This is a genomic window from Corynebacterium pilosum DSM 20521 = CIP 103422, from assembly GCF_000373805.1.
GTDB lineage: Bacteria > Actinomycetota > Actinomycetes > Mycobacteriales > Mycobacteriaceae > Corynebacterium > Corynebacterium pilosum.
In genome coordinates this window covers 57,340-69,827 of the sequence record NZ_KB892441.1, presented here as the reverse complement: position 1 = coordinate 69,827, position 12,488 = coordinate 57,340, and the positions used below count along the sequence as shown (strand labels likewise).

At 62.3% G+C, this 12,488-nt stretch carries 14 protein-coding genes; 5 read left to right on the top strand and 9 right to left on the bottom strand.

Annotated features, from left to right (window positions below):
• Nucleotides 1-229, bottom strand: a 229-nt coding sequence (locus B097_RS12410) for a transposase (protein WP_018581140.1), incomplete at its 3' end; no start/stop codon positions are given.
• 52 nt (nucleotides 230-281) lie between these two features.
• Here B097_RS12410 and B097_RS0103390 point away from each other — a divergent pair.
• Nucleotides 282-665 (top strand): glycosyltransferase, encoded by a 384-nt coding sequence (locus B097_RS0103390; protein ID WP_018581139.1) that lies wholly within the window; start codon nucleotides 282-284, stop codon nucleotides 663-665.
• A gap of 1 nt (nucleotide 666) precedes the next feature.
• On the opposite strand, the gene B097_RS0103385 is transcribed toward B097_RS0103390, so the two are convergent.
• Nucleotides 667-2,118 (bottom strand): glyceraldehyde-3-phosphate dehydrogenase, encoded by a 1,452-nt coding sequence (locus B097_RS0103385; RefSeq protein WP_026254273.1) that lies wholly within the window; start codon nucleotides 2,116-2,118, stop codon nucleotides 667-669.
• Nucleotides 2,119-2,317: 199 nt separating this feature from the next.
• On the opposite strand from B097_RS0103385, the gene B097_RS0103380 reads away from it, so the two are divergent.
• Together B097_RS0103380 and B097_RS13460 are read left to right on the top strand one after the other, a co-directional pair.
• Nucleotides 2,318-3,316 carry a DUF6882 domain-containing protein gene (locus B097_RS0103380; RefSeq protein ID WP_018581137.1) on the top strand — a complete coding sequence of 333 codons (999 nt, stop codon included), beginning with the start codon at nucleotides 2,318-2,320 and terminating at the stop codon, nucleotides 3,314-3,316.
• 39 nt (nucleotides 3,317-3,355) lie between these two features.
• On the top strand, nucleotides 3,356-3,493 hold the full coding sequence (locus tag B097_RS13460; protein WP_155879214.1) for a hypothetical protein: 138 nt from the start codon (nucleotides 3,356-3,358) through the stop codon (nucleotides 3,491-3,493).
• Between the two features lie 3 nt (nucleotides 3,494-3,496).
• Here B097_RS13460 and B097_RS0103370 read toward each other — a convergent pair whose 3' ends face one another.
• Nucleotides 3,497-4,477, bottom strand: a complete 981-nt coding sequence (locus B097_RS0103370; RefSeq protein WP_018581135.1) for a 3-hydroxyisobutyryl-CoA hydrolase — start codon at nucleotides 4,475-4,477, stop codon at nucleotides 3,497-3,499.
• A 35-nt stretch (nucleotides 4,478-4,512) separates the two neighbouring features.
• On the opposite strand from B097_RS0103370, the gene B097_RS0103365 reads away from it, so the two are divergent.
• Together B097_RS0103365 and B097_RS0103360 are read left to right on the top strand one after the other, a co-directional pair.
• Nucleotides 4,513-5,313 carry an HAD family hydrolase gene (locus tag B097_RS0103365; protein WP_018581134.1) on the top strand — a complete coding sequence of 267 codons (801 nt, stop codon included), beginning with the start codon at nucleotides 4,513-4,515 and terminating at the stop codon, nucleotides 5,311-5,313.
• Nucleotides 5,314-5,319: 6 nt separating this feature from the next.
• Nucleotides 5,320-5,892: a DNA-3-methyladenine glycosylase gene (locus tag B097_RS0103360; protein ID WP_018581133.1), complete on the top strand. Its 573-nt coding sequence runs from the start codon at nucleotides 5,320-5,322 to the stop codon at nucleotides 5,890-5,892.
• Here the strand turns inward: B097_RS0103360 and ppk2 are convergent.
• Genes ppk2 through rsmA form a run of 6 tightly spaced genes read right to left on the bottom strand, consistent with a single transcriptional unit; the run spans nucleotide 5,889 to nucleotide 12,480 of the window.
• Nucleotides 5,889-6,743: a polyphosphate kinase 2 gene (gene ppk2, locus B097_RS0103355; protein WP_018581132.1), complete on the bottom strand. Its 855-nt coding sequence runs from the start codon at nucleotides 6,741-6,743 to the stop codon at nucleotides 5,889-5,891. The two genes, B097_RS0103360 and ppk2, sit on opposite strands and share 4 nt — an antisense overlap.
• A gap of 44 nt (nucleotides 6,744-6,787) precedes the next feature.
• Nucleotides 6,788-7,111: a putative quinol monooxygenase gene (locus B097_RS0103350; RefSeq protein ID WP_018581131.1), complete on the bottom strand. Its 324-nt coding sequence runs from the start codon at nucleotides 7,109-7,111 to the stop codon at nucleotides 6,788-6,790.
• A gap of 29 nt (nucleotides 7,112-7,140) precedes the next feature.
• A complete protein-coding gene (locus tag B097_RS0103345; protein WP_018581130.1) occupies nucleotides 7,141-8,790 on the bottom strand; it encodes an alpha/beta hydrolase in 1,650 nt (549 codons plus the stop codon).
• Entirely contained in the window at nucleotides 8,791-10,602 is a 1,812-nt protein-coding gene (locus tag B097_RS0103340; protein WP_018581129.1) for an ABC-F family ATP-binding cassette domain-containing protein, read from the bottom strand. It lies immediately after the preceding gene.
• Nucleotides 10,603-10,611: 9 nt separating this feature from the next.
• Nucleotides 10,612-11,628, bottom strand: a complete 1,017-nt coding sequence (locus tag B097_RS0103335) for a 4-(cytidine 5'-diphospho)-2-C-methyl-D-erythritol kinase (protein WP_018581128.1) — start codon at nucleotides 11,626-11,628, stop codon at nucleotides 10,612-10,614.
• On the bottom strand, nucleotides 11,629-12,480 hold the full coding sequence (rsmA, locus tag B097_RS0103330) for a 16S rRNA (adenine(1518)-N(6)/adenine(1519)-N(6))-dimethyltransferase RsmA (protein ID WP_018581127.1): 852 nt from the start codon (nucleotides 12,478-12,480) through the stop codon (nucleotides 11,629-11,631).
• Nucleotides 12,481-12,488: the final 8 nt, after the last annotated feature.

Below are 12,488 nucleotides of genomic sequence, written 5' to 3'. Positions count from 1 at the left end.
TCTCCTTGCGCAGCCGGGCCATTTCCTCGTTTTCCTCGGTGGTGACACCGGGGGCGGTGCCGGCGTCGACCTCGGCCTGCCGGACCCAGTTGCGCAGGGTTTCCCGGGATACCCCGAGCTCGCTGCCGATGGCGGTGCAGGTGGCGGTCAGTGATCGGTAGTCCTCGCGGTGCTGCTGGACCATCCGGACGGCCCGGGTCTTGAACTCGGGGTCGTAGGACTTTTTCATGCTGGTGATCCTTCCTTATCGGAAGGCGGCAAGAAACCCGTGACGGTTCAACATGTCCGGCGCCAAGCTTGCCCAAGCATTTGCGTCCGGCGACGTGTTCGCCTTCCCCTCCACGACCGAAACCTTGGGCCTTGTCGCGTTGGAATCATTCGCCTCGGGTGTGCCGGTCGTCGGAGCGCGCGCGGGCGGCATCCCCTACGTCATTGACGATGGCACCACAGGCTTCCTCGTCGATCCCGAGGCCCCCGATTCCGTGTGGGCCGACCGACTTGCACAGGTGCTTAACGACGAGAGCCTGCGGCGCCGCCTCGGGGCCAACGCCCGGGAGGAGGCGGAACGCTGGAGCTGGCGTGCCTCCACCGAAAAGGTGGTGGAGTACTACCAGGAGGCCATCGAGCTGCACTCCCGCCGCGTCGTGAAAAAGGGCCGCCGCTAGCCTAGCGGATGTCCGCTGGGTCCTTGCGCTGTGGCAGGACGCGTGGGCGGACACCACCGATCTCCTCGACGATGCGGATCACCTGGTTGGAGTAGCCGAACTCATTGTCGTACCAGACGTAGAGCACCAGGTGATTGTCGGAGGCAATCGTTGCCAGACCGTCGACGATGCCCGCGTGGGTGGAGCCGACGAAGTCGGTAGAGACCACCTCTGGTGAGTGGATGTAGTCGATCTGCTGGCGCAGGTTCGAATCGGTAGAGACGCGGCGCAGGTAATCGTTGACCTCGTCCTTGGTCACCGAAGTCTCTAGCTCCAGGTTCAGCACTGCCATGGACACGTCTGGGGTTGGCACGCGGATCGCGTTACCGGTGAGCTTGCCCTCGAATTCAGGAAGTGCCTTGGAGACCGCCTTGGCGGCACCGGTTTCGGTGAGCACCATGTTCAGACCGGCGGCGCGGCCGCGGCGGGGACCCTTGTGGTAATTATCGGCCAGGTTCTGGTCATTGGTGTAGGAGTGCACCGTTTCCACGTGCCCGTGGCGCACACCGTAGCGATCACCAATCACCTTCAGCACCGGGGTGATGCCGTTGGTGGTGCACGATGCGGCAGAGAGCACGCGGTCCTCATCCGAATCGGTGATGGCACTGTGGTTGATGCCATACACGATGTTTTTCACATCGCCCTTGCCCGGCGCGGTCAGCAGCACGTTAGCTACGCCCTTGGACTTAAGGTGCTGGCTGAGACCTTCGCGGTCGCGCCACGCGCCGGTGTTGTCCACCACGATCGCGTCGTTGATGCCGTAGGAGGTGTAATCGATCTCCGCGGGGTTGGAGGCGTAGATCATCTGGATCGGGGTGCCGTTTGCCCAGATCACCTCGTTTTCGTGGTCGACGGAGATGGTGCCGTCGAAAGGTCCGTGTACCGAGTCGCGGCGCAGCAGGCTGGCGCGCTTCACGATGTCCTCATCACCCTTCTTGCGCACCACAATCGCGCGCAGGCGCACACCGCCATAGGTGGCCTCCCGCTGGATCAGGATGCGGGCCAGCAGGCGGCCGATGCGGCCGAAGCCGTAGAGCACCACGTCTTTTGGCTCTAGGTTGCGTTCGGAGCCGATGACGTCGGCAAGCTCCCGCTCGAGGAAGCCGCGCAGGTCGTCGGATTCCTCGCGGCTAAAGTTCTTGGCAAGTCGGCCCAGGTCAATCGACGCGGTGCCCAAGTCCATCTGGACGAGTTCACGCAGGATCGGCAGGGTGTCTTCCAACGCCAGTTCGCGTTCGACGACGCGGCGTGCGTAGCGGTGGGCCTTAATGATGTCGATGTCGGTGACGCCGACGAGCAGGCGGCCAAAAATGGAGGTCACTGCGTTGTGCTCGCGGTGAAGGGTGCTGATCAGCGGCAGCATTTCCTGTGCCAAGGACAGGCGACGGTTCCAGTCGTCTTGTTTCTGCTGCATGCTGTCGTGGTTATTCACGGTTCTCCTCTTCGGGGTGTCAAGATGGATGAATAAGGCGAGAATGTTTCTCCCCCGTTAACCCTAGAAGACATTCATGTTCATGTGGGTTTCCGGGGGTAGCGCGCGGGCTTTTCGGCGCTACGATGAAGGGAAGATTGTCCGCCCCATTGGCCCCGTACAAACCAGAAGGACTGTATCTATGGAGTTTGGTATGCCGACATCCCTGACGGACATCGCCACTGACGGGGTGCTGGCGCAGCATGATGTCGACGCAACCACGGAGACAGTGCTGGGCCCTGTGGAATCCGTCGAGTTTTCGGGTGCCGCGCCTGACGACGATACCCTCGACGCTCTCGTTGACCTGCGCATTAGTCGGGCGGGTCGGCGCCCTGAGGTGGCTTCCGGCACTCGCGCCGCCATCATCCGGGATGGCCAGTGGCACTGGCGCACCGCGCGGATCGACTCTTTCGATGTCCCCGCGCTGCTGGAGGTTCAGCCTGCCGACGACCTTCACTTGCGCGTCACCCGCACCCTGTTCGGCAACGCGCAAGTCTTCCTTGCCCCGCACAAAGATGGGTCCTGCAGCGTGGTGGCTTTGAACGGCACTTTCCCAACCAGCCCGCTGTCCCCAGCGTTAGTTCAGGGGGTAGCAGCCATGAACCCGGAGGTAGACCTTTATCGCGCGATCACCTCTTTCGCTGCTTCGCGGGGCCTAGGCGCACAACGTAGCGAGGACGGCATCACGCTGTCCGACGGCACGCAGATTGTGATTCGCAACAACGCGGTCACATCTGTCGGCGGTGGTATAACTTTCGACGATGTCTACGCCGACGGAGTCCTGACTTCCATTGAATCGCGGCTCTTTTTCGGCAGCCGCTACCCGCAGGCGCACGTCATCCCTAACCTGGCTACCGGCCGCGCGCTTATCCAACCACAAGGTCAGCCGCCTTTTGAGGTGGCTATGCAGGTTATCGCCACCCGCACGGGTGACCAAGGGACGTGGGCGTGGGCGGACCAGAGCCTCGCCGGATCGCCTGCAATGCAGGCGGCAACAGCCGTGCGCCGCTTCGCACGTGATAACGGCATTCCCCAGTTACTCCGCCCGCACTTCTCGCCGGAGCTTATCGACGACTACCTGGTCGTTGCCGCGCCGATTACCGGGCTGTGGACCCCCGCCACCGTGTACCTTGCGCCATAAACCAGCGGCTACGTTCTGTTGAGTGGCCCGCAGTTGGTTTTGCCCCAAGCCACTCAGGAAGCGGTGGATGCCACGGTTGCGCGCCTGCCCCACACGGTCGAGCGTGAGCGTGCGCTGGTCGCTTACGCCCGCAACCGTGCGGTGGCCGTCGATACGGACGGCACCATCACGGTGTAGCAGCTAGCTCAGCACCTCGCGGTAGCGGCTGGGATCCGCCTGGGGAGCAAACTTCGCGTCCTTGGACTTGTCGACGAGCACCGCGCGCACACCTTCCACGAAGTCCGGTTCGCGGCGGGACACCTCGCCCAAAGCGCGCTCATTGTCCAAGGACTCGGCGAGCGTCTTGGTGGAGTTAGCATCGAAAAGCTCGGCGGCGGCCACCATCATGGACGGCGAGGCCTGGGCGGTCAGCTCTTCGACCATGCCCTTCAAATCGCCGGAGAGGTTCGCTGTGATTTCTGGCCAGGAGCCGACGAAGGCCTCGTCGATATCCGTGTAAATCTTCGGCAGCTCAGCGTGGTCAGGCTGGATCGCGGCCTCCTCGATGGCCTGCGGGCCGCGCTCGATGATCGCCTCGAGCAGCCCGTCGAAAGACTCCACCTGGTGGGTGGCAAGGCCGGTGGCCATCATGTCGCCGGCGGTCAGCCGGTAGCCCGTAATCGCCAGGAATTTTCCCAGCGCGGTCGATGGGTGGCCGGGCAGGTTCTGGAAGGTGTGGGACATGCCCACGTCCGTAATATAACCAATGTTCATCTCCGGCATGGACGCCCACGTGTCCGCGGTGATCACGCGGTGTGAGCCGTGCGCGGACACACCCAGGCCCCCGCCCATGACCACGCCGTTCATCAAGGCGATATAGGGCTTCGGGTATTCGGCGATCTTCTGGTTCATGGCATATTCGGCAGCCATGAAGCGGTCAACGTCCTCGTGGTTGCCGGCCAGAATCGTGTCGCGGGCCCAACGAACATCGCCACCAGAGCAGAAGTGCTTGCCTTCGGTGCGGATGACTACTTGCTGGATGCCATCGTCGTCACGCCACTGGTCGAGCGCTTCTGTGATGATCGCGATCATTTCGGGACTCAGGCTGTTGAGCGCTTTGGGACGATCTAAGGTGAGCACTCCGGTAGACTTTTCAACGGTAACAATCACTGGTTGGTTCATATCAGCCAGTGTTCCACATCACAAGAAAGTTGGCTATGAGTTCCCCTCGACTGGTGGCATTGGACATGGACGGCACGCTTCTCGACGAAAAAGGCCGCATCCCCGACGAGTTCTGGGACCTTCTGGGGCGAGCGAAGCAGCAAGGCGTGACCATCGCTCCGGCCTCCGGGCGCCAACTGGCCACCCTGCGCGACATGTTCGAAGTGACCAACGAGCGCCCTGACACCTTCATCGCTGAAAACGGCACGGTCGTCTGGCACAAAGGTGAGATCGTCTCTGAGAAGCCGATGCGCAAAGACATCGTGAACGCGGTGCTGGATGCGCTTGACAACGTCGGCTTCCCGGTCCATGTCGTCCTATGCAAGGCTCAAGCCTCCTACACGGATGAGAACCTGCCCGCCGACGTGACTGCCGAAGTGGACAAGTACTATCACGCGAACCAGCACGTGGCGAGCCTGCGGGATGTCGTCGATACGCACGTCGTGAAAATTGCGCTGTATGTGGAGACTGACGCCGAACGCGATGCCCTGCCCGTGGTGCGTGAAGTCGCGCCGGACTACACGCTGGCGGTAAGTTCGAAGCACTGGCTGGACGTCATGGCACCGGGTGCAAACAAGGGTGTGGCGCTGCTGGATCTTGCCAAGGCCCTGGGTATCAAGCAGGAGGATACCGCGGCGATCGGCGATTACCTGAATGACTATGAGCTTCTGCAGGCCGCCGGCACCGCCGTGGCCATGGAGAACGCGCATCCTGATTTGAAGGCGATTGCCGACGAAATCACCACCTCCAATATCGATCACGGCGCGCTGAAGACGCTGCGAAAGTGGTTGAGCTAACTGTCTGTGATTGATTTCTCCGCCCCAGCTGATGAGGTCGCCCCGCAGCTACTCGGATGTTTTCTCACCCATGCCGGCGTGACCATCCGCATTACCGAGGTAGAGGCCTATCTTGGTGCCGACGACGAGGCCTCCCACACCTACCGTGGCAAAACGGACCGTAACGCCTCCATGTTTGGCCCGCCCGGGCACATGTACGTCTACATATCCTACGGGATCCACAGGGCAGGCAATATCGTGTGCGCGCCGGAAGGCATCGGGCAAGGATGCTTGTTGCGCGCTGGCGAAGTTGTCGCAGGTGAAGAGGCTGCGCGCACGCGCCGTGGTGGGACGGACTTCCATAACCTGGCGCGGGGGCCGGGCAATCTGGGGTCAGCGCTCGGCCTTGATCTTTCTGACAATGGGCAGGCCGTGACCGGCCCGGCTATCACGCTGCAACCGCGGGAGGCCGAACCCGAATGGGTCCGGGGTCCGCGCATTGGAATCAGTAAGAACGCGGACGCGCCCCTGCGCTTTTGGATCCCGTTCGACCCCTCAGTGTCGGGCCGGCGTGGGTATCCGCAGGGGCATCGTCGTTAAGCTTTCTTCTTTTTCTTTTTCTTGCCGTTTTTGGACTTCTCCAGCTGGGCGGCATGGTCGGGGACGTAGCGGAACTCCCCGCGCGGTGGGCGCTGATAGTCGCCGGCCTCGGGACGCTCCGGGATCTCCGGCAGGGGGCGCTCAATCTTCTCGTAAGGAATCGTGGACAGCAGGTGCGAGATCACGTTGATCCGCGAGCGCTTCTTGTCCTCCGACTCCACGGTGTACCACGGCGCGGAAGGAATATCGGTGTGGATGAACATCTCGTCCTTCGCGCGAGAGTACTCTTCCCAGCGCGTAATGGACTGCAGGTCCATCGGCGACAGCTTCCAGCGACGCAATGGATCCTCCAGGCGGGACTGGAAGCGGGCGTACTGCTCCTCATCGGAGACGGAGAACCAGTACTTGCGCAGCATGATGCCGTCCTCGACGAGCAGGCGCTCGAAGATCGGCGCCTGGTGGAGGAAGCGGCGGTACTCCTGCGACGTGCAGAAGCCCATCACGCGTTCAACGCCGGCGCGGTTGTACCAGGAGCGGTCAAAGATGACGATCTCGCCGGCAGTCGGCAGCTTTTCAACATAGCGCTGGAAGTACCACTGCCCCTGTTCACGCTCACTGGGCTTAGGCAAAGCCTCAACGCGGCATGTACGCGGGTTCAGGTACTGCGTGATGCGCTTAATCGCGGAGCCCTTACCAGCGGCGTCGCGGCCCTCCATGATGATGACCACGCGCGCGCCGGTTTCGACGACCCACTGCTGCATATCCACCAACTCAGCCTGCAGCCTCTTGAGCTCATCCTCATAGGCCTGCTTGGACAGTTTTGGTGGCTTTTTCGTCTTGTCAGATCCCATGGAAAATACGGTACCTGAGCTGCTAAAGGAAAGAAAAGCGGGGGTTACTTGACTTGGAACTCTGCCATTTCGTCCCACTCGGTCTTGCCCTCGATCAGAGTATTGATGATCTGCGGGGTCTCAGTCAGCAAAGTGGGGAACAATTCCTGAGCGGCCTTGAAGTGCTCCGAGTTCACGTGCGCCTCAGCAGCATCATCCTTGAAGCCCTCGACCAGGATGTACTCATTGGGATCATCGGTGTTGCGGAACCAGTCGAAGAACAGGCAGCCATCCTCCGCGCGGGACGCCTCAGTGAAGTCGGCGACCTTCTCGCGGAAGTCCTCGACGTGTTCTGGAAGTGGACGGAAACGAACGTTAATCAAAATCATGCCACCAATTGTACGCGTGATAATGGATCCTATCCGCCGAGAGCGCGCGCCTGCTCCATCTGCGACTGCACCCGCTCGATATCGGCACGGTCAAACCTGCCCGGTTCCGCCACCGCGGCAAAACCAGGCACCATCGAGTTCCCGTAATTGTGGCCGTGGCCATCCGGCACGTTCTGCGATACAGGGAGATCCGCCGAGAGCTGGAGGAAAGTCACGATCGGTGCCCAGCGCATGGCCGGCAGCCTGTCAAAGCCTGCCTCTTCGATCAACCAATCAGGTTCGCGCAGGATAAGCTCTGGACTCCACCACGTCACCGGGTCTGACGGGTGCTGGACGTACAGCATGCGCGTTGGCCCCCACTCGTCGCCATCATCGAGGTGGCGCAGAATGTCCTCGTTACGGTTGGCGAAACGCACCACTATGCCGCCGGAATACTCAGGCAGCACCTCACGCGTGCCAGGGTCGCGCCGTTCAGTAAACACGGACCACAGGGGGTTGAAGTTCGGCGGGCCAGCCAGCAAGATTCCGTCGACCGAATTCACTATGTCCCGCATTCCCGAAAAGGCAGATTCCACACCGGTGGAGCCCAACGACTCCCCGTAGAGGTAGAGCTTCGGCCGCGAGTCCTCATCAAGCGTGTTCCACCAGTCGACGATCGGTGTGATGAAATCTCGGCCTGCGGTCTGCACCACGTCTCCCCCTGCAAGGAAGTGATAGGCCGAGGGCACCGCAGAATACTGCTCGGAGATAATCGCTGTGTCACCGCCGTAGAGCAGTTCAAAAGCCTGGGCCGTAGCAGGGTTCACCCAACCGGTGCCGGTGGTCATGATCAGCAAAATTGCCTCGCGCTCGACTGCGTTGGTGCGTTCCAGCTCGTCGATGATCACCTCTGCACGGGCCCCATCGGTCGGTGCTGTGGCCAAGCCAGCGTAGAGGCGAATCGGCTCAACAGCGGGCTCGCCCGTCACTTCTTCCAGTTCGGCCGCGCCGGCACCCTCGTTGAGGAAGCGGGACCCGTACGCGCCCACGTCTTCCCACTCCACCACGGAGTCGGGCGAACCGGAACGCTCCGGCTGCGCAGGCTGAACCCGCCCCTGCTCAGGGTGAGCGTTTCGTGGCTCGAAGATCTTCTCCCCGGCAGCCACAATCGTGCCGGGAATCGCCGTCTCCACAGCCCACACCACAACCATGAAGACCGCCACCCAAGACACACCCATTCGCAGCCGGTGATGGGCAGAGTCCGGAAACAGCCGTCCAATCCATTCCGCACCACGACTTAGGCCACGGCCCAGGCCGATCACCAGCAACGCAATGACTACACCCACCGGTGTAATCGCCAGGATCAACATAGTGGGCTGGATGTCCACGCCCGTAAGTTCCGCAAGGTCACCCTGCCAGCTGATAGACAACACCGTGGTGATGATCATCCACAGCACGACGACCGTCGCCACCACAGCATCAATTACAGTGCGACGACGCTGCGGAATGACGATCGGCCGCCAGCGCGCAAGACGTACAACTAACCAGTGCACCGCCACACCAACCCCATAGCCGCAGCCCGCGGCCAGGCCAGAGACAACGCCCTGGTAAAACCAGTCCCGCAACAGCAGGGACGGAGTCAGCCCAATAGTGAAAAAGATTGCGGCGAAAACAAGGCCCCACGGGTGCAGCCGCGCCATTTAGCCCTCGAGCTTCTCTCCGAGCTCGAGCCACTCCATTTCGAGCTCCTCGTGTTCGGAGCGCACATCGTTAAGCTCCTCGTTCACCTGTGCCAGCTTCGCGAAATCGGGGTCGTCGGAAGCAGAGATCGTCGCTAACTCCTGCTCAAAGGTGGCGATCTTTTCCTGCAGCTTGCCCATCTTGCGCTCTGTCGCGTTCATCTGTTTGCGCAGTTCGCGCTCTTCCTGCGAGCTCAGCCCGCTGGGGGTTTCGACAGGTTCGGGAGCCTCCTCGCTGTATTCGCCTAGGTCCAGCACTCCGCCGGAGCCTTCCATCGCTTCACGACGAGCCAGGTACTCCCCAATCCCGCCGGGCAGGTTTGTCAGCTTTCCGTCACCAAAGAGGGCGTAGGTGTGGTCGGCAATACGCTCGATCAGGTAGCGGTCGTGCGAAATCACCACCAGCGTGCCGGGCCAGTTATCCAACAGGTCTTCGAGCTCTTGCAGAGTATCGATGTCCAAATCGTTGGTCGGCTCGTCGAGAAGCAGTAGGTTCGGCTCCCCCATCAGCACGCGCGTCAACTGCAGGCGACGCCGTTCACCGCCGGAGAGGTCGCCGACGGGCGTGCGCTGGCGCTTCGGCGAGAAACCGAGGCGCTCTGCAAGCTGGGAGGCTGATACCTCTTTGTTGCCCAGCATGACGTAATTGGCCACGTCCTCCACTGCGTCGAGGACACGGCGCGTGGGGTCAAGGTCATCGAGTTCCTGTTTCAGCCAGCCGATACGAACCGTCTGGCCTTCGATTCTTCTGCCCGCGGCCAGCGGGTAGTCGCCGGCGATGGCGCGCAGCAAAGTCGTTTTGCCGGACCCGTTCACGCCGACCAGGCCGATGCGTTCGCCGGGGGCCAGCCGCCACGTGAGGTGGTCGACGAGCACGCGGCCGTCGGGGGCGTCGATACGCGCGTCCTCCAGCTCCACGACGATGCGCCCCTGGCGTTGGCGCGAAAAGCTCATCAGCTCGACTTTGTCGCGCGGGGCAGGAACGTCCGCGATCAATGCTTCGGCGGCTTCGATGCGGTAGCGCGGCTTCGAGGTGCGTGCTGGGGCACCGCGGCGCAGCCAGGCCAGCTCCTTTCGCGCAAGGTTCTGGCGGCGCTGTTCGATGGCATCAGCCTGGCGGGCGCGTTCCGCGCGCGCGAAGGTCCAGTCGTTGTAACCACCTTCATAAACATCGACTTGGCCGTCGTGCACTTCCCAGGTCAGCGTGGCAACGGTGTCGAGGAACCAGCGGTCGTGCGTGACGACGACCACCGCGATCTTGCGCGACAGCAGATGGTCCGCGAGCCACTGCACACCTTCGACATCGAGGTGGTTGGTCGGCTCGTCCAACACCACTAGGTCCAAGTCCTGCACGAGTGCCGCGGCGAGGTTCACGCGACGGCGCTCACCACCAGACAGGTTACCCACCGTGGAATCCAGTCCTAGGTCCACAACGCCGGTTCCGGCCAGCACCTCGCGCACCTTGGCGTTGGAGGCCCACTCAAAGGTTTGCAAGCCCAGTGGTTCGACGACCACTTCCCCGATGGTCAGATCGTCGGCAAGATCAAAGCGCTGGGTGACCACGGCCATGCGCAGGTCCGAGTTATGGGAAACACGCCCCTCATCGGGCTCTTCGATGCCCGTCAGAACTTCGAGCAGGGTGGTTTTTCCGCCGCCGTTGAGGCCGACCACGCCGATGCGGTCGCCCGTCTGCACCCCGAGGGATACCTTATCCAGCAGGGTTTTTAGCCCCCACGTCTTGGACACATTTTCCAGGTTGATCAGATTTGCCATGATGGGTTCTTATTCTAGGTCACGGCCACACTGCACGACATGGGCGCCACCGGCCGGCGATTGAGCGACAAAACCTTCCGAGGCAGAAGCATCGTCGGCACGCACCAGCGTATCGACGACGGCCTGCGCCTGCTCCTCGCTCTCGCACAACACGGCCAGGGTGGGCCCCGAACCCGACACAACGGCAGCCAACACGCCCAGCGTGCCCACTTGATTGAAGGTGCGGCGCAGGTTGGCATGCATCGCCAGTGCGGCCGGCTGCAGGTCATTGTGCAACGCCGCAGCGACCTCTGCTGGCTCCCCGCTAATCAGCGCCTGGCCGATCTCCTCTGTATTGAGGCGTGGAACGAGGGTGACATCGTCGTGACGCAGATCATCGAGGCGCTCGAACACCGTGCCCGTCGACAGCCCCTCGCTTTGGGCCAGAAATGCCCACCAGTACTGCCCGCGCCCCATCATGGGCGCCAGCGAATCGCCACGGCCCGTACCCAGCGCTGTGCCACCCATGAGGCAAAATGGCACGTCAGCGCCCAAGTCGGCCGCAATTTCGTAGAGGGGATTGTCCTCGAGGGCACGCACGCCGTGCACATCGAGAAACTCGTTGGTGGCCACCAAGGCAGCGGCGGCATCGGCGGACCCACCGGCCATGCCCCCTGCGACGAAGACGGTTTTGTCCACGCTGATACGTACTTTCGGCAGGGTCGGCTGGTGCTCACCGAACATCGCTTGGTGCTTATCGACGACCGCCTGCACCGCTCGCCAGGCGAGGTTGCCGGGCCCGTCGATGTCTTCCTCGGGGGCGTTGACGTGGAAGGTGGTCTCCATCGACTCCACCACGTTGGCGGGGTCAGTTTGCTCGAATGTGGGCGAGACATGCAGGGTGACGGTCTCTGGCCTGTTGATGGATTGGAAGACGGTGACCAGCTCGTGGTAGCCGTCGTCACGCGCGTTGCCTACACCGAGGTGCAGGTTGACCTTGCCGTAGGCGCGGGCGGTAAAGGTCATGGGGACGATGGGTGCCTGCATCTAGGACACCTCCGCCAGACGCACGTAGTCAGAGACATGGAGCTTCTCCCCGCGCAGCTGTGGGTCGATGCCTGCTGCGCGCAGCGCCTCCTCGGCCGCGGCCCCCGAGCCATACACGCTGGATAGGCAGGCGCGGAGCGTCTTGCGCCGCTGGGCAAAGGCCGCATCCACCAGTGGAAAGACCTTCGAACGTAGCTCGCGTGGGTAGGGGTCGCTAACATCGATACGAACCAGGCCGGATTCGATATTGGGGGCGGGCCAGAACACGTTCTTGCCGATCACACCGACCCGGCTCACGTCCCCATAGAAGGAGGCCTTCACGCTGGGCACGCCATAAATCTTCGTGCCTGGTTCGGCAGCTAAGCGGTCAGCGACCTCAAGTTGGACCATGACGAGGACACGACGGATCGTCGGAAAGCACTCCAGGAGGTGAAGCAACACCGGCACAGACACGTTATAGGGCAGGTTCGCCACCAAGGCGGTGGGTGCTTCGGGCAGGTGCTCGTCGGAAAGCGTCAGAGCGTCGGTGTTGATGACGTCCAGGCGGTCGGCGAAGTCGGGGGCGCGCTCGGCGACTGTGCGCGGTAGGCGGTCGGCGAGGCGCGGGTCAATCTCGACGGCGAGGACGCGCCGCACGGAGTCGATCAGCCCCAATGTTAAAGACCCCAAACCGGGGCCGACCTCGATGACGACATCATCAGCTTGAAGGTCGGCGGCAGCGACGATACGGCGAACCGTGTTGGGGTCGTGGACGAAGTTCTGGCCGAGCTTCTTCGTCGGGGTGACATCCAGTTCTTCTGCCAGGGCCCGGATTTCTACCGGGCCGAGCAAGTGGGAGTCAGCAGTGGTCATAAACCACG

Bases quoted from the DNA above. Each gene is read 5' to 3' on its own strand.
- B097_RS0103350 (WP_018581131.1), bottom strand. From the start codon at position 7,111: ATGATTTTGATTAACGTTCGTTTCCGTCCACTTCCAGAACACGTCGAG.
- B097_RS0103380 (WP_018581137.1), top strand. From the start codon at position 2,318: ATGGAGTTTGGTATGCCGACATCCCTGACGGACATCGCCACTGACGGG.
- B097_RS0103370 (WP_018581135.1), bottom strand. From the start codon at position 4,477: ATGAACCAACCAGTGATTGTTACCGTTGAAAAGTCTACCGGAGTGCTC.
- B097_RS0103345 (WP_018581130.1), bottom strand. From the start codon at position 8,790: ATGGCGCGGCTGCACCCGTGGGGCCTTGTTTTCGCCGCAATCTTTTTC.
- B097_RS0103335 (WP_018581128.1), bottom strand. From the start codon at position 11,628: ATGCAGGCACCCATCGTCCCCATGACCTTTACCGCCCGCGCCTACGGC.
- B097_RS0103390 (WP_018581139.1), top strand. From the start codon at position 282: ATGTCCGGCGCCAAGCTTGCCCAAGCATTTGCGTCCGGCGACGTGTTC.
- rsmA (WP_018581127.1), bottom strand. From the start codon at position 12,480: ATGACCACTGCTGACTCCCACTTGCTCGGCCCGGTAGAAATCCGGGCC.
- B097_RS0103365 (WP_018581134.1), top strand. From the start codon at position 4,513: ATGAGTTCCCCTCGACTGGTGGCATTGGACATGGACGGCACGCTTCTC.
- ppk2 (WP_018581132.1), bottom strand. From the start codon at position 6,743: ATGGGATCTGACAAGACGAAAAAGCCACCAAAACTGTCCAAGCAGGCC.
- B097_RS0103340 (WP_018581129.1), bottom strand. From the start codon at position 10,602: ATGGCAAATCTGATCAACCTGGAAAATGTGTCCAAGACGTGGGGGCTA.
- B097_RS0103385 (WP_026254273.1), bottom strand. From the start codon at position 2,118: ATGCAGCAGAAACAAGACGACTGGAACCGTCGCCTGTCCTTGGCACAG.